The following is a 17,384-nucleotide window of genomic DNA, read 5'->3' as shown; positions in this document are numbered from 1 at the left end:
AACAGGCCCGCTAGTTGAAGGATCCGGTGATCGACGTCTCCGCGAGCCGGGAAAGTCCCTCACGGATGTGACGAGCCCACAGCCCGCCGATGCCCTCGACCGACTGCAGATCGGCAGCCGTAGCGGCCAGCAGCGACTGGAGAGTGCCGAAGGATCCGACCAACCGGTGGATCTGATGGAACTGCAATCGAGGTACACGCATCAGCACGCGATATCCGCGAGGAGTCATCGGAGTGTCGAGAGCTTCGATCGTGCCTGGATAACCGAGAACACGCGCAAGAGTCGTGAGATCGAGTAGATCGGCGTCGGTGACGCGATCGAGTGCGACGAGGACGTTGTCCATCGCCGCGGTGCCGATGGGTTCGGGACCGGCAAGATAGTCCCGAACGATGAGTTGACGTGCAATGTCGTTGTCGCCGACCAGTTCTTCGAGCTGCAGTGCCAACTGGCGACCGTCGGTGCCGAGCTCGAGGACATCCTGTTCGATTTCGATCGACACGCGGCGAACCATTTCCAAGCGCTGTACGACGGTCAACGCGTCGCGCAGAGTCACGAAATCCTCGATCTCGACGACCGACAGTTGCCGTGTCACTTCGTCGAGTCGCGCTTTGTATCGTTCGAGCGTCGCGACGGCCTGGTTGGCGCGCGAAAGTATGGTGGCCGAGCCGTCGATGACGTGCCGGATGCCGCCGACGTACACACTGACGATCGACATCGACTGACTGACCGAGACCACGGGATAGCCGGTCTGAATTGCCGTGCGCTCGGCAGCGCGGTGCCTCGTGCCGGATTCGACGGTGGGAATCTTGTGATCGGGAACCAGCTGGACGTTGGCACGCACGATGCGTGTGCCGTCCGTCGAGAGGACAACCGCGCCGTCCATCTTCGACAGCTCGCGCAATCGGGTCGGTGCGAACTCCACGTCGAGGTTGAATCCGCCGTCACACAGCGCTTCCATTTCCTCGTCGTATCCGAGGACGATCAGCGCGCCGGTACGGCCGCGCAGAATTCGTTCGAGCCCGTCTCGCAAAGCGGTACCCGGCGCCAACCTGGCGATGGTCTCTCGCAATGCCGACGACGACTGTGTGTCCGCCATCGCACTGATCATTGAGAAACTCCCTGCTGAGGTCGATGTCACTTCGGTCGGGTCCGATGCCTGCGCCGGACGGATCCCCGTTTAGATTACCTATCCATGAGTAGTACCTGGACCCTGCCTGATGACCTGACTGTCCCGGAGCCGGTCGAATTCTTTCCGGCCGCCGGCGAGAAGCTGCCTCAGCACTGGTCGAAATGCTTCGGCTGCGGCGACGACCAGCCTGCGGGAATGGCGATGAGTTTCAGGGCTGGTAACGGACTGGAAGTGACCGGTCGTCTGGAGGTCGCCAAGAAGTATCAGGGCGGTCCAGGTGTCATTCACGGCGGCATTCTGTCGACGGCATTCGACGAGGCTCAAGGTATGGCATGTATGGCTCTCGGCTCGCCGGTGGTGACCGGGCACCTCGAGATCGACTTCGCCCGGCCGATCCCGTTGGGATCGGTGCTCGAATTCCGGGCTCGCATCGACGGCGTTGTACGCCGCAAGGTCTACACCAGTGCAGAAGCGGTGATCGTCGAAGGTCCGACAGCGGATCCGGACACGGTGGTGGGAACCTCCCGGGGACTGTTCCTGACCATCACCTCGGAACACTTCGCCAAAACCAAGGAGTTCGTGGACGGCGAACCGACGTCCCCGTTCGGCACCTCGTCGGTCTGACGAGGTAGTCGGCCGAACGACGATCACTTCACCGGCGTGAGCTTGGGGCGAGACGGGGCTTGTTTGCCGCCCATCAATCCGGCGTAGGCCAGTGCCTCGGCCAGATTCGCTACTTCGTTGACGCGCATGCCGGGAATGTTCGGGCCGGAATCGACCGGCACGATGGCGCTGGTGAATCCCAGTCGGGCAGCTTCGATCAGCCGTCGGTTCACCCCGGCAACCCGTCGAACCTCCCCGGCGAGTCCGACCTCGCCGAGGATGACGAGCCCCTTGGGGACGGGTTTGGCTTTCACGGCGGAAGCGACCGCAATGGCGAGAGCCAGATCGGCACCCGGCTCGGTCATCCGCATACCGCCGACGGTCGCGGCGTAGACGTCGGCCTTCGAGATCGACACTCCGACGCGGCGTTCCAACACGGCCAGAACCATGGCCACACGGGCGGTGTCGAGCCCGCTGACGGCTCGGCGGGGTGTCGGTAGCGGCGTGGCGGCGACGAGCGCCTGAACTTCACCGAGTAGAGGTCGCTTACCGTCCATCATCACGGTGACGGCAGTGCCTTCCACAGCTTCTTCACGGTGATGCAGGAACAGGCCGGACGGATCGCTGATCTCGTTGATGCCCTGCTCGCTCAGCTCGAAGCATCCGACCTCGTCGGCCGCACCGAATCTGTTCTTCACGCCGCGGACCATGCGCAGGGTGGAGTGCTTGTCACCTTCGAAGTGCAGAACCACGTCCACGAGATGCTCGAGCGAGCGCGGACCGGCGACGGCGCCGTCCTTGGTGACGTGGCCGATCAGAAGCACCGGGATTCCACTGGCCTTGGCCAGGGAGGTCAGGGCGCTGGTGACGGCCTTGACCTGAGTCACGCCGCCGACGACCCCGTCGACGTCGGCAGCAAGCATGGTCTGCACCGAGTCGACGATGACCAGTGTCGGTTTGACCTGCTCGATGTGGCCGAGGATGGTCGCGAGATCGGATTCGGCCGCCAGATACATCCGTTCGTGGACAGAGTTGGTGCGATCTGCCCGAAGTCGAACCTGACCGGCAGACTCCTCGCCCGTGACGTACAACGCTCGATCATCCGCGCTGCGCATCGCCCAGCGGTAGACGACCTCGAGAAGTAGCGTCGATTTTCCGACGCCGGGCTCGCCCGCGAGCAGCACCACCGAACCCGGTACGACGCCACCGCCGAGGACGCGGTCCAACTCACCGATCCCCGTGGGTTTGGCCTGCGTCGAGGTGCTGTCGATCTGTGTCAGCGGCGTGGCCGGCGTCGTAGGCAGCACGGCGCTTGATCCTGCTTTGGCGAGTGAGGCGCCGGCGCGACTGGCGACGGGTGCCACTACGGCGACCTCGGTCATCGAGCCCCACGAATCGCAGTCCGGACATCTACCGACCCACTTGGGCACTACCGACTGGCATTCGGAGCAGCGGTAGTTCGATTTCACTTTGGCCACCGGGACAGACTAGAGGCGGGGTCCGACATGGACCCCGCCTCTAGTGTGATTTTGAAGTTGTTCTGCGAGGCGCATTGTGCGCCTTGGTGATTCGAGGCTCAGTGCCCAGCTTCTGCAACGTCGGGTGACTTGTCCGACTCGTTGCGCTCGAGCTGCGGGCCTGCGTCGACAGGCACGTCGACGGTAACCGATCCGGCCTTCTCGAACTTGAAGGTGATCGGGACGGTCAAGCCGGGGCGAACGCCTGCCTTGATGTCCTGCAGAACGACGAGAGTGAGCGCAGCGGGTGCGTCGTCGTTCTCTTCGTTGTTCTTGATCTGGGTCTCGGCCTCGGTCGCGGCGCCTTCGCCTGCGGGCAACTGACCGGCCTGCAGCGACGTCTGCGGCTTGATCGTCAAGCCACCTACCTCTTCACCTGCGATGACGCGTGCTGCGTAATCGGTGGTGATGCTGACGAGCTTGTCCGTGGTCTCGGCGCTGTCGTTCACGACGGTGAACGCGAGCACGGCGTTGCCGCCCGGCTCGATGCTGTACTCCTCGGACGAGGGGTAAGCGATGTGCACGTTGCGCAGTGCGATCTCACCGAGGTCGGCGCTGTTGCCGTTCACGGCGGCCTGCTGGACGGCGGTCTGGCTCACCTGTCCGGAACCGCAAGCGGACAGCGCGATGGCTGCGCCTGCAGCCAGTGCAATGGCGGTAGCGACTCGACGAGTCGGCTTACGGATAGCAGTCACGATTTGTCCTCCACGGCGTCAGGTTCGCACTCCACTAGGCAGAGTAGTAGATAAGGTCCCGCGGGCTGGCCGTCGGGTCGCCACAACGGTTGTCTGCGTGGGCTTTCAGTCCGTTACGCAGGGGTGCTCCAGACCAGTTGAATGCACGTACAACAAGCCCTGTCAACCCCTACGCTCGAGCAAGGATGCCCCTGACCTGCACAGTTGATGAGTGGTCGGTTCTTTCACGTGTTAAACTAGTGGAATCGAAAGGGGCACGGGACACATGATTTTCAAGGTCGGAGACACCGTCGTATACCCCCATCACGGTGCGGCGCTGATCGAAGCTATCGAAACCCGCACCATCAAGGGTGAGCAGAAGGAGTACCTGGTTCTGAAGGTCGCTCAAGGCGATCTCACAGTACGGGTTCCTGCAGACAACGCAGAGTACGTCGGAGTTCGTGACGTGGTCGGCCAAGAAGGCCTCGACAAGGTTTTCCAGGTTCTGCGAGCACCGCACACCGAAGAGCCCACCAACTGGTCTCGTCGATACAAGGCAAATCTCGAGAAGCTTGCCTCAGGTGACGTGAACAAGGTTGCAGAAGTTGTTCGTGACCTGTGGCGTCGTGAACAGGACCGCGGACTTTCCGCTGGTGAGAAGCGCATGCTCGCCAAGGCTCGTCAGATTCTCGTCGGAGAGCTCGCGCTCGCCGAGGGCACTGACACCGAGAAGGCAGAGACCATTCTCGACGAGGTCCTCGCGGCCGCGTCCTGACTGCAACACAACAAAGCTGACAGTGGCAGTAGTAGCCCTGGTACCTGCCGCAGGTCGGGGAGTGCGATTGGGCGAGAAATTGCCCAAGGCATTTGTCGAACTCGGTGGGTGCACCATGCTTGCACGCGCGGTCGATGGACTCCGGAAATCCGGAGCGATCGACCGCGTTGTTGTCATTGTGCCGCCTGAACTGGTCGAATCCGTCGTAGCCGACCTCGGTCGTGCAGCGGACGTCGACGTCGTCGGTGGTGGTGCCGAAAGAACCGATTCGGTTCGAGCCGGCCTCAGTGCTGCCGGCGACGCAGATTTTGTACTCGTGCACGATGCCGCACGGGCATTGACACCGCCGGCGTTGATCGCGCGCGTCGTCGGTACTCTCCGAGCCGGCAGCTCCGCTGTCATCCCGGTACTTCCGGTTACCGACACGATCAAGTCGGTCGACGTACTCGGCGCAGTCACCGGTACGCCTCTGCGTTCGGAGTTGCGTGCGGTTCAAACTCCCCAAGGATTCTCCACCGACGTCCTGCGCAGTGCGTACGACGCCGGTGACGTCGCCGCGACCGACGACGCCGCTCTGGTCGAGCGTCTCGGTGTTTCGGTGCAGACGATTCCCGGCGACGCCCTCGCCTTCAAGATCACCACTCCGCTCGACCTGGTCCTTGCACGGGCGCTCCTGAGCTCGGAGACAGCGTTGAGTGCGGATTCACAGGACGGAAATTAGATGCGCGTCGGTCTCGGCACGGATGTTCATCCCATCGAGGTCGGTCGTCCTTGCTGGATGGCCGGGTTGCTGTTCGAGGAAGCAGACGGGTGCTCGGGCCATTCGGACGGCGACGTCGCCGTCCACGCGCTGTGTGACGCGTTGCTCTCTGCGGCGGGCCTCGGTGACCTCGGTTCGGTTTTCGGCACCGGCAGGCCCGAATGGGACGGCGTGAGCGGCGCTCGAATGCTTGCCGAGGTTCGCCGACTGCTCGAAGAGAACCAGTTCGCCGTCGGCAACGCCGCGGTGCAGGTCATCGGCAACCGTCCGAAGATCGGGCCGCGTCGCGACGAGGCGCAGAAGGTGCTTTCCGAGATACTGGGCGCGCCTGTTTCTGTGTCCGCGACCACCACGGACGGCCTCGGCTTGACCGGTCGAGGCGAGGGGATCGCCGCCATGGCCACCGCGTTGGTCATGACAACCGAACACGACAGGTAAGATCGCTGGTCGTGACCCTGCGCCTATACGACACCGGTACGCGGGCCCTTCGGGATTTTGTTCCGTTGGCCCCCGGACATGCATCGGTGTACCTGTGTGGGGCGACAGTTCAGGGTGATCCTCACATCGGACACGTTCGTAGCGGCGTCGCTTTCGACGTGCTGCGACGCTGGCTGTTGGCGCACGGCAACGACGTTGCCTTCGTGCGCAACGTGACGGACATCGACGACAAGATTCTCAACAAGGCCGCCGGCGCCGGTCGACCTTGGTGGGAGTGGGCGGCGACGTTCGAGCGGTCGTTCACGTGGGCCTACGACCAACTGGGTGTGCTGCCGCCGTCCATCGAGCCGCGGGCCACCGGTCACGTGACGCAGATGGTCGAGATGATGGAACGCCTGATCGAGAACGGCCACGCGTACGCGGCGGGCGGCGACGTCTACTTCGACGTGCAGAGCTACCCCGAGTACGGCGCACTGTCCGGCCACAAACTCGACGACGTTCATCAGGGCGAGAGTGCGGCCGAGGGCAAGCGCGATCCTCGCGACTTCACCCTCTGGAAGGCCGTCAAGCCCGGTGAGCCCTCGTGGCCGACACCGTGGGGACCCGGCCGTCCGGGCTGGCACCTCGAGTGCTCGGCCATGGCGGAGTTCTATCTCGGGGCGGCATTCGACATCCATTGTGGTGGACGCGATCTCGTCTTTCCGCACCACGAGAACGAAATTGCGCAGGCCAAGTGCGCCGGCGACGATTTCGCTCAGTACTGGTTGCACAACGGCTGGGTCACGATGAGTGGCGAGAAGATGTCCAAGTCGTTGGGCAACGTTCTCTCGGTGCCGAACGTGCTCAAGAAGGTTCGTCCGCAAGAACTTCGGTACTACCTCGGTAGTGCGCACTACCGTTCCAATCTCGAGTACTCGGACGAGGCGTTGGACGAAAGTGCGAAGTCCTACCAGGGGCTCGAGTCGTTCGTCCTGCGCACACACAAGCGTGCGGGCGGCGTCGAACTCGGTACGTGGACCGAAGGTTTCGCGGCGGCTCTCGACAACGACTTGTCGGTGCCGATCGCGTTGGCCGAGATTCACGGCAAGGCGAGCGAGGGTAATTCCGCGCTCGCTGCCGGTGATCTCGACGCGGCTCGGGTGGCTGCCGGCCAGGTGCGGGCCATGCTCGCGATCCTGGGCGTCGACCCACTCGACGAGCATTGGACGCAGTCCGGTGGCGACACCGAGACGGCAATGGAAGCTTTGGACGTGTTGGTGCGGGCCGATCTCGATCGTCGGCAGCAGGCACGTACGGAAAAGAACTGGGCGGTGGCGGACGAGGTTCGCGATCGCCTCATCAAGGCGGGTATCGAAGTAACCGATACTCCCGACGGACCCGAATGGTCCCTTAAGGCAGGGCAGTAACAATGGCTGGAAACTCGAGCAGGCGCGGCGCAGTCCGGAAGGGCGGCACCAAGAAGGGCCAGGTTGCCGGTTCCGGCGGTAAGCACCGTCGCGGTCTCGAAGGGCGTGGCGCTACGCCGCCCGCCGAGGCACGCACCAAGCATCCCGCGGCAAAGCGTGCAGCGCGCGCCGCACGTGCCGACGAGAAGCAGGGCCGCGGTGGCCGTCCGGGTCCGGGCCGCAAGGTTCTCGACGGTCCCGAGACAGTGCTCGGACGCAACCCGGTGGTCGAGTGCCTACGCGCCGGCGTTCCGGCGACTGCACTGTGGGTCGCCGTCGGCACCGAGAGCGACGATCGACTGAAGGAATCCGTTCAGCTCGCTGCGGATGCCGGCATCTCGATCCTCGAGGTCCCCCGCACCGATCTGGATCGCCTCAGCGCCAACGGTCTTCACCAGGGCATCGCCCTGCAGGTTCCGCCGTACCGCTACGCGCACCCGGACGATCTTCTCTCGGAGGCACGCAAGCATGCCGAGCCGCCGCTGCTCGTCGCGCTGGACAACATCACCGATCCCCGCAACCTGGGTGCCGTCGTGCGCTCGGTCGCAGCTTTCGGTGGACACGGCGTCGTGATTCCGGAGCGTCGTAGCGCGAGCGTGAGTGCTGTCGCTTGGCGCACCAGCGCCGGCGCTGCCGCTCGTTTGCCGATTGCTCGGGCAACCAACCTCACCCGCACGCTCAAGGACTGGGCATCGAAGGGTGTTCAGGTCGTCGGTCTCGACGCCGAGGGCGACACCACTCTCGACGATTTCGACGGCAGCGGTCCCGTTGTGATCGTGGTCGGTTCCGAGGGCAAGGGCCTTTCGCGCCTCGTCCGCGAGAACTGCGACGCGATCCTGTCGATTCCGATGGCAGGTCCGGTCGAGTCGCTCAACGCCTCGGTTGCCGCCGGAGTCGTCCTGGCGGACATCGCCCGCAGGCGTCGTAGCAGCTGAGTTGTAACGGCTTTCGGGTGAGTCTGGCGGGGTTCTAGCTCCGCACCGACCAGGCTTCCCACAGTGCAGCGTAGGAACCGTCCGCGCCGATCAGTTCGTCATGTGTCCCGCTCTCGACTACGCGGCCACCGCTCATGACGAGTATGCGATCGGCGCGGACTGCTTGGCTCAGCCGGTGTGCGATCACCACGGCGGTCCTGCCGGTGACTGCGAGCTCGGCTGCCTGATCGAGTAGACCGGCTGCGGTGGTTCCGGCTTCGGCAGTCGCCTCGTCGAGGATGACGACGGGAGGATCGAGCAGAGCCAGTCGGACGAGGGCTATGTGCTGTGCCTGCGCCGCCGTCAACTGGTACCCACCGGCCCCGACCCTGGTCTCGAGTCCGTCCGGAAGTTCATGAATCCATTGAGCTTTCATCGTGTCGACGGCTTCGGCGATCTTCGCATCGTCCGAATCTGGTGCACACAACCGGAGATCGTCGGCGATCGTCCCGACGAACACGTGAACTTCCTGGCTGACGAGGACGACTTCGTGCCGAAGTTCGGCATCACTCAGGTCGTCAATCAGTGTGCCGTCGACGGTGATTCGCCCGTCCCCGACGGGAATAATGCCGGCAATCAGTTTGGCGAGCGTGGTCTTTCCGGCGCCGCTGCTTCCGACGACGGCGATTCGTTCCCCCGGTGCGATCGAGATCGAGATCGAATCGATCACCGGGGTGGAGTTGTCGTACGAGTAGGAAACCCGGTCCACCTCGACGCCGATGGGTTCGGACCGAGCCGAGGCAGGAATGCTCGTGGGCCGCCCGGGCATCGCGGTGACTCCGATCAGGCGAGCCAGGCTGGCACCCGCATCCTGCAATTCGTCGATGTTCGAGAGAAATACCGCGATGGGGCTGAACAGACTGTGGAAGTAGAGGGCGGCGGCGGTAGCGGCCCCGATGGACACCGAGCCTGTGGTCACGAGCCAGTAGCCGACGCTCAGGACGGCGGCCAGTCCGAGCAGTTCGGCGCCGTTGAGTTGGGCGAAGAAGTTGGTGCGCAGGCGAACTGCCTGCATGTCGAAGCTGATGGCATGCTCGGAGGTCTCGGCGATTCGGTCGATGTGCTCGTCTGTTCGCCGCAGGGCAGTGACAGTGCCTGCGCCTCCGAGAGTTTCGATGAGCTGTTGTCCCCGCCTGGCCTGCGCAGCGCGAGAGCGTCGGTAGACGGGTCCGGAGCGTCGGAGGAAATGACGAAGAGCGAAATAGTGAATCGGCGCAACGGCAACGATTGCCACGGTGAAGCGCCAATCGATCACTCCCACACCGACAAGCGTCAGTGAAATCATGAACAGGGCAGACACGGTGGCGGGTAGTACTCGCGCGATGACGGTGTTTACCGCTTCGACGTCGCCCGAGACCCGGGAAATCAGATCACCGGTTCCGGCATCCTCGACCAGTGACGACGGCTGCGCGAGGGTGGCGGCGAACACGTCCTCACGAAGATCGGCCAGCACGTTCTGCGCGACGTTCGCCAGAAGCTGTGTGCTCCACCAGGTCAGCGCAACCCCTGCTGCCGCTGCGCCGAGCATGAACGCGGTGATACGCAGGAGTGAGGCAAACGGTTTGCCCTCCGTGACCGCATCGACCATGAGTCCGAGCAGTGCCGGGGTGGACAGGCCGCAGGCCGTAGCAGAGAGAAGTACGACGGTCGTGAGTGCGAGCGCTCGCTTGCGTGGCCGAAGCAGTGCGATCAATGCGCGGACGGTCTGCTTGGTCGACGCGATCGGCAGGGCAGATACAACCGGAACAGCAGATGCATCCGGAAGGGTATCGGTCACAGCGACTCTCCCTCCCGAACGCCGTGGTCGATCGTGACGACACGGTCACACGAATGGAGCAGGGTCGGGCTCGAGGTGATCACCAGAATGACCTTGTCGGGGAAGTTTCTCAGCGAGTGTGCAATTCGATGCTCGGTGACAGAGTCCACGGAAGTGGTGGGTTCGTGAAGGACCAGGATCGGCTGGGGTTGATGGAGAGCGCGGGCGAGGAGAAGGCGTTGGCGTTGACCTCCGGAGAGTTTCTTTCCTTGCTCGCCTACCTCGGAGAGGTGGCCGTCGGGCAGATGCGTCAACACGTCGTCGAGCGCAGATGACGTCATTGCCGACGAGTCGACGTTCGGTGCAGCCAGATTGTCGAAGACGGTGCCGGTGAACACGGTTCCTTCATGGGCGGAGACGAACACCTGATCACGAACTCCGTCCGGGCCGAGGTCGGTTGCATCGGTGCCGAATACGAAGTAAGAGTCGGGGGCGAGCGGGGTCTGATAGGCGAGTTGTCGTGCCAGTCGGTCGGCGGAATCGTCAGCGCGCACACCCACCACTTCTCCGCGGCGAGCTGAGACGACGGTTCCGTTGTCCGCCGAAATCAATAGGGCGTCTTCAGTTCTGGCAGGTTCGGTCGCGGCCGTGGGGGCCAGCGATTCGATCAGGTGTGGCTCGGCCAACAGTTCGGACAGTCTGCGCGCGGAACCTCGCTTGGCAGCGAGTTCGGCACCGAAGAACCCCAGCGTTTCCATCGGACCGGCAATCACTCTGCTCAAGCCGACAACGGTGACGAAGTTGCCCACGGTGATCGTGCCTTGATGCGCCATCCACGCGGCTCCAAGCGCAACCGAAGCCAGCACCAACGCGGAGACCCCGGAATTGAGCGCGGTCAGGCTGGACATTGCTCTGACCGTCCGGATCGCTGCCTTCATCGACTCCCGGCTCGCGTTGACGTATCGCGACAGGGCGGTGGGTTCAGCCCCGAAACCCTTCAGTACCCGCAGTCCCAGCGTGAAATCCGTTGCAAGCATGCCTGCCTCGGCTGCCTTCTTCTGCTCTGCATACACGCGCTCGTCCAACGGACCGCTGATCTTGTGGATGAATATGAGCTGCGCAGCGGTGATGAGTACGACGATCAGTGCGAGCGGCCACGAGACGAAGGCAAGCGAAATCACTGCCGCGGCGAGCCCCGCAAATGCCGAGCCCTGTTCGGCGACAACCCAGGAGAAGCCCGAGACGTGTGAGGCATCCGAGGTAGAGATGGTGAGAACTTCACCGGTCGAACGCTGAGCTTTCATCCCCCTGGCATCGAGTACTCGTCTGGCAGCATTCAGTCGTAGGTCGTGTTCGCCGTAGACGAAGACCTGCGTGTTCAGGCGAACTGCGATGCGCCACGACAGAGCGAGTCCCACGAACAGAGCACACAGCACCGCAAGCCACACGAGAAGTGCTGTGCTGTCGGACTTTCCGATTGCCCGGTCGACGACGGTGCCGATCAGCACCGGGATGAGGGCTTGAGCTACCTGATACGACGCCTGCCCGGTGACGGCTGCAACCAGTCGCGGGCCGCGTCCGGAGGAGAATGATCCGACTCGGATCATCTCCATCGGACCGGAACGAGTTTCGGGCAGCGCTGACACTCGTGAAACTCCTCGCCCAGATCTGAACACTCGTTGTGCAGTTCTACGGTAGAGCCGGTGCGAGTGCGGAAAGTGCTCGCAGATGCCAAGGGCTACGCGGCAGCGGACAGATGGAGTATCGACACCCCATTACCGGGATCGGGTCTCGATATACCTGGCTGGTCGAAACAAAGTACGTTTGCGAAGAGAGCTGACAGAAGATGAAGAGCACTACCCGAATAGTGGCTGCGTTGGCCGCGATTGCCCTGCTCGCAGGCTGCCAGAGCAGCACCGAGTCAACAGCGGCGGAGGGCACGACGCAGTTGGCCGAGGCCGGCGCGCTGCCGGTCACCGTTGATCACGCGTACGGGTCGACCACCATCGAGACCGAACCTCAGCGGATCGTGACGATCGGCTGGAACAGCCAGGATTCGGTCCTCGCACTGGGCAAGACACCCGTCGCCATGGAGTCGTTCAGTGGGGCAGGCTTGGAGAACGGCATCCTGCCGTGGGACGAAGAATTGTTGGGCGATGTCGAACCCACGTTGCTCGACAGCACGTCCGGTGTGCCGTTCGAGCAGATCCTGGCGTTGGAGCCGGACGTGATCATCGCAGTGGTCTCGGGAATCACCGAAGACGACTATGCACGTCTTTCCCAGATCGCACCCACCATTCCGTTCAAGGAGACCGCATGGGCGACCACGTGGCAGGAACAGTTGTCGACCATCGGATCAGTACTCGGCCAACCGAAGCGGGCTGCCGAGCTGATCGAGGAAACTGACGATTCCATAGCCGACCTGGCTGCCGGATCCCCGAATCTGAACGGGAAAACCTTGACCTTCCTCTCGGGAAACATCGACGGCCTCACCAATTACTGCGCTGACGACGGCCGAGTCATCCTGATGTCCCAGCTCGGACTGAAGCAGTCGGCCGGAAGCGCAGAGCTGTGCGGCGACACCCAGGGGTCGGTGACTGCATCGCGCGAACAGTACAACGAACTGGACGCGGACGTGATCGTGCTCAACGACGCGAGTGGGCAGGGGCTCCCCGGATTGATGGGGGACAAGTTGTTTGCCGACCTGCCGGCAGTCAAGGACGGCAGGCTGATTCAGCAGCTCGGTCTGGCGCGAGTCATGGCCTTGGCGTCACCCACGTCGCTGAGCGTCAAATATGCTTTCGCGGAACTGGTCTCGAAGATGAACGGGTTCTGACCAGTTAGGCTGACAAGTCGCACGCGTCCGAGTAGTAGTTCTTCGGTGTGCGTCCGGTGACCTTGCGGAACACGCTGGTGAAGGCGCTGGGGGTTTCGTATCCGACGCGACGGCTTACCGTCGAAACAGGAACGCCCGCAGCGAGATAGGACATCGCAGCGCGGACGCGAACTTGAATTCGCCACTCGGTGAAGGACATCCCCGTGCCTTGAGAGAACACGCGGCTCAGGGTGCGGGGGCTTCCGCCTACCACGTAGGCCCAATCGGCAAGCCCGCGTTGATCGGCGGGGTCGGCGATCAGGCGGCGTGCGACGGCGAGGGCCCGGGGATCGGCGGGCATCGGTACTGCGACATCAGCCGCCTCGATGGGCGCGAGCGTGTCGAAGACTACGGATTCGGCGCGCAAGCGAGCCTCGGTAGGCATATTTCGCTGGTGCAGATGGATGAGCATCGTCTTGACGACGTCGTCGATGCCGATGATCGCGGGTTTTGTCCACGGGTGGGGGAACGACTCGGGCCGGAAATAGGTGAAACGAGCCTCGGTGGATGCGCCGAGCGTGATGCGCCGTGGAGTTCCAGCCGGAATCCACATGCCGACCGTCGGTGGTATCTGCCAACGAACGTCGTCGATGTACGCGCTCATCTCGCCGGAAGCGCCCCAGAGGAGTTCGTGTTCGGGATGGCGGATCTCACGCCACGCGCGCTTCTGATCACGCCCGATGGTGGACGTCGTCATCGAGAAGGGGAGCGGAACGTACCGGCCTGCCGGCACAGCCCAGTACGGAAATCCTGTGGAACTCATCGGTGGATCATACCGCGAATGACTTAGGTAATGCTTTCCTATTTGGTTCTTTGATGCAGGCGCGACGGAGTGTGATCGCCACAAAAGATCGAGGGTGGCAACGAGTCCGAAGACTCGATGCCACCCTCGAACACATTCCCCGACGGAGTGTTTACAGGTGGAGCAGGCGGAGCGAGTGAATCAGCTGCCGTTGGCCAGGACACCGCTGATGATGTCGGAGATGAAGCCGGCCGGGTTGTCGAGGATGGAGGATCCGGCCGAACCGGTTCCGCCCTCGCCGTCAGAAGAGCCGAAGCCCAGATCTGCCGAGCCCGATGCGGCCGCCTCGCCGGGGTTCTTGGCGCGGATCTTGGCGTAGACGCCGCTGATGTTCTGTTCGGTATTGAACGTCGAGATACCGATCGAGCTCGACATTTCCTGGTACGAACCGATCGGTGCATCGTCGGCGACGAGGTACTGCGCCTCGATCGTCACGGTCTTGCTTCCGGTGGGTGAGATCAGCCAGCCGGTGCTGGGCACATTCACGGTTCGGGCGGCAGTGTCAACCGAAGGCGTGACGGATTCGGTCTTCTGACCGCCGATCAAGTGCCACGCGTTGACCGTTGCCGTGCCCTGGATGTACTTGAACGTGGCGGGGTAGCGGTCGACGAACTGGTCGACGTAACGCTCGGGGTGGCCTGTTGTGGAGATGACCGTGCGCACGGTGACTTTGCCGCCGGGTGCAACTTCGCCGTCGCCCACGATGCTCTTGGTGATTCGGACGTTGGAGGAGTTGACCGTTGCCGCGGACGGGTGGGTGGCATCGGCGCTCGCGGTGCCTGCGGTCATCACGAGTCCGCTGGTGGCAAGCGCAGCGATTGCGATTCCGGTAAGTGTTTTGCGCATTGAAAAACGTGACATGAAATTCTCCGTTCGAGGGGTTCACGCTGACGGCGATGGGATGACTCTTCAAAGGTTGCGCCGCGGTAACCATTGAAACCTATCGGACGCTTGCCTATGTATCAGTTCGGCAGAATTTACGGAAAAGTCCGAATTGAGAGGACCTTTTCGGTGTCGATTGCCTGCCGTTAACTGATTGTCGCTTATTTCGACGAAAAGCTGGGCGAATGTCCAGGTCGACTGTATCGTACTTCGAGAGTCGGGTTGCAACAAGTTTCAGTAATCAACGAATTCAGTTGTCCTGGAACCTCACAGAGTGGAGATTGTTCGTGGCAAAGTTCGGATCCAGGAATCGTAATCTGTCCACCGTTGGTGTTGGTTTGGGGGTGATCGCTCTTGCTGTGGGCGCAAGCGCGCTGGGTGCGGGAGTCGCGACTGCCGAGACAGCAACTTCCGGTGCCTACACATTTACTCGGACCGTGGACAATGCATCCCCGAAGGTCGGTGACACGATCACCTACACGACAGTGTCGAAGAAGGGCGGAATCGACGGATATATCAGCAGGTTCACCGAGACGCATGCCGCATGCTTGACCTTTGTCCCGGGCTCGGCGAAGGTCACGAAGTTTCACGTTGGCGGGACGATGACCGAAACCGCTGAAACGCCGGAACTGACCGCCACGACGCTCGAGGTGACCAGTGCCGGCTGGATCAACAACGGCAGCAAACCGGTGACCATGAAGACCAGCTACACGGTCACTGCTTCGTGTGCGCCGGGAACCGTGTACGGAAGTGGATTGGCGGTAGGTGCCACGGTGATGGGCAACGGATTCCAGTCGAGTGCGAATTTCGCCAACTTGGGCCCGTCCATCACTGTCCGCGCCGCGGATGTGGTCGATCCGGTTGACCCGGTCGATCCCGTTGATCCGGTTGATCCCACTGGCCCCGGAACCGGTGGCGGAACCGGATCGCTCGGCTCGTTGAGTGGTGGCCTCGGTTCCCTCAGCGGCCTGTTCGGTTCGAGCTAGGCGAGAGTTGTGAAACGGCGGGCCGAGACTGGCGTAGTCTCGGCCCGCCGCGGTTGTTCGGTGATCGGGTATTCAAACCATCAGGTGCTCAGCCGAATTCGATCGAGGTGTTGATTTCTTCCACCTGGTTGGAGGTCTGCATGTTCGTCGTGTCGGTGAACTGGTTTGCAAAGCTGACCAGGTAGACCGGCGAGTTGTCGTCGGCTTGGTAAGCGACGACCGTCATGACGGCGTAGAGCGGAACGTCCAGGTTTGGGGCGGTCCAGGTTCCGGAGAGGCGGAAACCCTGCTGTCCGTCGACGTCGATCTCGGTGTACTTCACCTCGGTCCACCCGTCGAGAGTGGCGATCGTTTCACGCGCAGCGGCAAGAACCTCGTCTTTTGTTGCGGTGCCTTGATTTTCGACCGTCACCGTGGTGTTCGGCATGAAACCGCTGGGTTCCTGGCTGTTGCTGGACAACGCGTCCGTAACGCCGGCGGGGATGTTCTCGCCGTGAGTCCAGCTCGGCGGGAGGCTGACGCTGATGCTCGGCGCTTCGGGGTCGTCGCCGGTTTCGATCGTCGTCCGCTCACCGATGAACGGTGTTCCGTCCCGCAAAGTCGGCGTCGCGGCAGCGGCAGACGGCGAGGATGCAGAACTTTCGGAAGCAGTGGTCTCACTGGTGTTGGTATCACTGGAGACGGCGTCGCCGCTTTCCGAACTGCTGCATCCGGACAAGACGAGTGCAGCAGTGATCAGTGACGCTATTCCGAGAGCAAGTGTGCTGCTCTTAGGGCTCATAGTGTGACAGTCCTTCAGGTTCTGGCGACGGCCGAGCGCCGCCGGCAGCATTGCTGGCGCGGCTGAGACTATCAGCGCTACGACGGCCGAGTAGTGGCCTTGAAGGTAATGGTGCTGCCGGGCCGCAGCTGTGCCAGCGACGCAATCCCGGCGTCGGAAACGACGGCGATGACCGGGTATCCGCCGGTCACGGGATGGTCGGCGAGGAACACGACGGGCTGGCCGCCTGGCGGCACCTGGATGGATCCCGTCACGACGCCTTCGCTCGGCAATTCCCCGGTGCGTGAGCGATGCAAAGGCCCTTGGCCCTGTAGCCGGACCCCGACTCGGTTGGTGTGTTCGGTGACTTTCCACGTGGTGTGAAGGAGCGCGTGAACGGATGCGGCGGTGAACCAGGAATTTCGGGGGCCGAGCGTGATCTCGATCGGAACCGCGCCGAGTGCAGGTGCGGGCGGTGGAATCAACTCTTCGGTGGGCCACGTCCCTTCCTCGGCCCCGAGGAGGACTAGATCGCCGGCGGCGAGCGGCGGCGGCCCGAGTCCGGAGAGCGTGTCGGTGGATCTGCTTCCGAGTACCTGCGGGACGTCGACGCCACCGCGTGCAGAGATATACGTTCTCAACCCGGTTGTGCTGTAACCCAATTCGAGAATGCTGCCACTACCCAGATGGATGCTCGCGTAGTCAGGTGCCGGCCGTCCGTCGACGGCCAGCGGCACCCGCGCGCCTGTCGCTGCCACCGTCATCGAACCGACGGCCCGCATAGCGAAACCCCCAGCGGTGACTTCGATGGTTGCTGCTCGAAAAGTGTTGCCTACGAGTCTGTTGGCGCTGTCGTGCGAGATCATGTCGACGGCGCCGGATCTTCCGACCCCGAGGGCGCCGTAGCCTCTCCGCCCGCGGTCCTGAACTGTGGCGAGCGGGCCGGTACGCGCAACCTCGAGCCAGGCCATGAATCCATTGTCCCGCAACAGCGCGGTGAAGACACCA

Annotated in this window: 17 protein-coding genes; 8 read left to right on the top strand and 9 right to left on the bottom strand. The window is 62.9% G+C overall.

Annotated features, from left to right (window positions below; translation table 11 throughout):
* Positions 1 to 10 precede the first annotated feature (10 nt).
* Positions 11 to 1,096 (bottom strand): DNA integrity scanning diadenylate cyclase DisA, encoded by a 1,086-nt coding sequence (gene disA / locus G4D79_RS01665; protein ID WP_024487741.1) that lies wholly within the window; start codon positions 1,094 to 1,096, stop codon positions 11 to 13.
* A gap of 96 nt (positions 1,097 to 1,192) precedes the next feature.
* Between disA and G4D79_RS01660 the strand changes: the two genes are divergently transcribed.
* Positions 1,193 to 1,753 carry a PaaI family thioesterase gene (locus G4D79_RS01660; protein WP_003945494.1) on the top strand — a complete coding sequence of 187 codons (561 nt, stop codon included), beginning with the start codon at positions 1,193 to 1,195 and terminating at the stop codon, positions 1,751 to 1,753.
* Between the two features lie 23 nt (positions 1,754 to 1,776).
* Here G4D79_RS01660 and radA read toward each other — a convergent pair whose 3' ends face one another.
* Together radA and G4D79_RS01650 are read right to left on the bottom strand one after the other, a co-directional pair.
* Positions 1,777 to 3,210, bottom strand: a complete 1,434-nt coding sequence (radA, locus tag G4D79_RS01655; RefSeq protein WP_003945739.1) for a DNA repair protein RadA — start codon at positions 3,208 to 3,210, stop codon at positions 1,777 to 1,779.
* Between the two features lie 98 nt (positions 3,211 to 3,308).
* Positions 3,309 to 3,944 carry a copper chaperone PCu(A)C gene (locus G4D79_RS01650; RefSeq protein ID WP_003945942.1) on the bottom strand — a complete coding sequence of 212 codons (636 nt, stop codon included), beginning with the start codon at positions 3,942 to 3,944 and terminating at the stop codon, positions 3,309 to 3,311.
* 265 nt (positions 3,945 to 4,209) lie between these two features.
* On the opposite strand from G4D79_RS01650, the gene carD reads away from it, so the two are divergent.
* Genes carD through rlmB form a run of 5 tightly spaced genes read left to right on the top strand, consistent with a single transcriptional unit; the run spans position 4,210 to position 8,276 of the window.
* On the top strand, positions 4,210 to 4,698 hold the full coding sequence (gene carD, locus G4D79_RS01645) for an RNA polymerase-binding transcription factor CarD (protein ID WP_003945666.1): 489 nt from the start codon (positions 4,210 to 4,212) through the stop codon (positions 4,696 to 4,698).
* 22 nt (positions 4,699 to 4,720) lie between these two features.
* Positions 4,721 to 5,419, top strand: a complete 699-nt coding sequence (ispD, locus tag G4D79_RS01640; protein WP_039972758.1) for a 2-C-methyl-D-erythritol 4-phosphate cytidylyltransferase — start codon at positions 4,721 to 4,723, stop codon at positions 5,417 to 5,419.
* The gene (ispF, locus tag G4D79_RS01635; RefSeq protein ID WP_003945901.1) at positions 5,420 to 5,896 is read left to right on the top strand and encodes a 2-C-methyl-D-erythritol 2,4-cyclodiphosphate synthase; all 477 of its coding nucleotides are present in this window, start codon (positions 5,420 to 5,422) and stop codon (positions 5,894 to 5,896) included.
* An 11-nt stretch (positions 5,897 to 5,907) separates the two neighbouring features.
* A complete protein-coding gene (cysS, locus tag G4D79_RS01630) occupies positions 5,908 to 7,302 on the top strand; it encodes a cysteine--tRNA ligase (RefSeq protein ID WP_003945830.1) in 1,395 nt (464 codons plus the stop codon).
* A gap of 2 nt (positions 7,303 to 7,304) precedes the next feature.
* The gene (gene rlmB, locus G4D79_RS01625; protein WP_003945749.1) at positions 7,305 to 8,276 is read left to right on the top strand and encodes a 23S rRNA (guanosine(2251)-2'-O)-methyltransferase RlmB; all 972 of its coding nucleotides are present in this window, start codon (positions 7,305 to 7,307) and stop codon (positions 8,274 to 8,276) included.
* A gap of 34 nt (positions 8,277 to 8,310) precedes the next feature.
* On the opposite strand, the gene G4D79_RS01620 is transcribed toward rlmB, so the two are convergent.
* Together G4D79_RS01620 and G4D79_RS01615 are read right to left on the bottom strand one after the other, a co-directional pair.
* Positions 8,311 to 10,092 (bottom strand): ABC transporter ATP-binding protein, encoded by a 1,782-nt coding sequence (locus G4D79_RS01620; protein WP_047269645.1) that lies wholly within the window; start codon positions 10,090 to 10,092, stop codon positions 8,311 to 8,313.
* Positions 10,089 to 11,717 carry an ABC transporter ATP-binding protein gene (locus G4D79_RS01615; protein WP_099697738.1) on the bottom strand — a complete coding sequence of 543 codons (1,629 nt, stop codon included), beginning with the start codon at positions 11,715 to 11,717 and terminating at the stop codon, positions 10,089 to 10,091. The genes G4D79_RS01620 and G4D79_RS01615 overlap by 4 nt, the downstream gene beginning before the upstream one ends.
* Before the next feature lie 200 nt (positions 11,718 to 11,917).
* Here G4D79_RS01615 and G4D79_RS01610 point away from each other — a divergent pair, with 200 nt between their 5' ends.
* Positions 11,918 to 12,907, top strand: a complete 990-nt coding sequence (locus G4D79_RS01610; RefSeq protein WP_234550914.1) for an iron-siderophore ABC transporter substrate-binding protein — start codon at positions 11,918 to 11,920, stop codon at positions 12,905 to 12,907.
* A gap of 4 nt (positions 12,908 to 12,911) precedes the next feature.
* Here the strand turns inward: G4D79_RS01610 and G4D79_RS01605 are convergent, their stop codons facing one another.
* Together G4D79_RS01605 and G4D79_RS01600 are read right to left on the bottom strand one after the other, a co-directional pair.
* On the bottom strand, positions 12,912 to 13,709 hold the full coding sequence (locus tag G4D79_RS01605; protein WP_099697737.1) for an AraC family transcriptional regulator: 798 nt from the start codon (positions 13,707 to 13,709) through the stop codon (positions 12,912 to 12,914).
* A gap of 180 nt (positions 13,710 to 13,889) precedes the next feature.
* Positions 13,890 to 14,609, bottom strand: coding sequence for a hypothetical protein (locus G4D79_RS01600; protein ID WP_003945935.1), 720 nt, complete (start codon positions 14,607 to 14,609; stop codon positions 13,890 to 13,892).
* A gap of 308 nt (positions 14,610 to 14,917) precedes the next feature.
* On the opposite strand from G4D79_RS01600, the gene G4D79_RS01595 reads away from it, so the two are divergent.
* Positions 14,918 to 15,616, top strand: coding sequence for a hypothetical protein (locus G4D79_RS01595; RefSeq protein WP_235867815.1), 699 nt, complete (start codon positions 14,918 to 14,920; stop codon positions 15,614 to 15,616).
* 88 nt (positions 15,617 to 15,704) lie between these two features.
* On the opposite strand, the gene G4D79_RS01590 is transcribed toward G4D79_RS01595, so the two are convergent.
* Together G4D79_RS01590 and G4D79_RS01585 are read right to left on the bottom strand one after the other, a co-directional pair.
* Positions 15,705 to 16,397 (bottom strand): LpqN/LpqT family lipoprotein, encoded by a 693-nt coding sequence (locus tag G4D79_RS01590; protein ID WP_039973380.1) that lies wholly within the window; start codon positions 16,395 to 16,397, stop codon positions 15,705 to 15,707.
* Between the two features lie 77 nt (positions 16,398 to 16,474).
* Positions 16,475 to 17,347: a biotin-dependent carboxyltransferase family protein gene (locus tag G4D79_RS01585; RefSeq protein ID WP_050657005.1), complete on the bottom strand. Its 873-nt coding sequence runs from the start codon at positions 17,345 to 17,347 to the stop codon at positions 16,475 to 16,477.
* Positions 17,348 to 17,384 lie beyond the last annotated feature (37 nt).

It is taken from the genome of Rhodococcus sp. WY5, from assembly GCF_018588185.1.
GTDB lineage: Bacteria > Actinomycetota > Actinomycetes > Mycobacteriales > Mycobacteriaceae > Rhodococcus_F > Rhodococcus_F qingshengii.
Note: the sequence above shows the minus strand (reverse complement) of the source record. Positions and strands in the feature narration are given on the sequence as shown.

Excerpts from the sequence above, each read along its gene's own strand:
- G4D79_RS01590 (WP_039973380.1), bottom strand. The coding sequence starts at position 16,397 with ATGAGCCCTAAGAGCAGCACACTTGCTCTCGGAATAGCGTCACTGATC.
- rlmB (WP_003945749.1), top strand. The coding sequence starts at position 7,305 with ATGGCTGGAAACTCGAGCAGGCGCGGCGCAGTCCGGAAGGGCGGCACC.
- G4D79_RS01605 (WP_099697737.1), bottom strand. The coding sequence starts at position 13,709 with ATGAGTTCCACAGGATTTCCGTACTGGGCTGTGCCGGCAGGCCGGTAC.
- ispF (WP_003945901.1), top strand. The coding sequence starts at position 5,420 with ATGCGCGTCGGTCTCGGCACGGATGTTCATCCCATCGAGGTCGGTCGT.
- disA (WP_024487741.1), bottom strand. The coding sequence starts at position 1,096 with ATGGCGGACACACAGTCGTCGTCGGCATTGCGAGAGACCATCGCCAGG.
- G4D79_RS01600 (WP_003945935.1), bottom strand. The coding sequence starts at position 14,609 with ATGTCACGTTTTTCAATGCGCAAAACACTTACCGGAATCGCAATCGCT.
- G4D79_RS01585 (WP_050657005.1), bottom strand. The coding sequence starts at position 17,347 with ATGGCCTGGCTCGAGGTTGCGCGTACCGGCCCGCTCGCCACAGTTCAG.
- G4D79_RS01660 (WP_003945494.1), top strand. The coding sequence starts at position 1,193 with ATGAGTAGTACCTGGACCCTGCCTGATGACCTGACTGTCCCGGAGCCG.
- G4D79_RS01610 (WP_234550914.1), top strand. The coding sequence starts at position 11,918 with ATGAAGAGCACTACCCGAATAGTGGCTGCGTTGGCCGCGATTGCCCTG.
- carD (WP_003945666.1), top strand. The coding sequence starts at position 4,210 with ATGATTTTCAAGGTCGGAGACACCGTCGTATACCCCCATCACGGTGCG.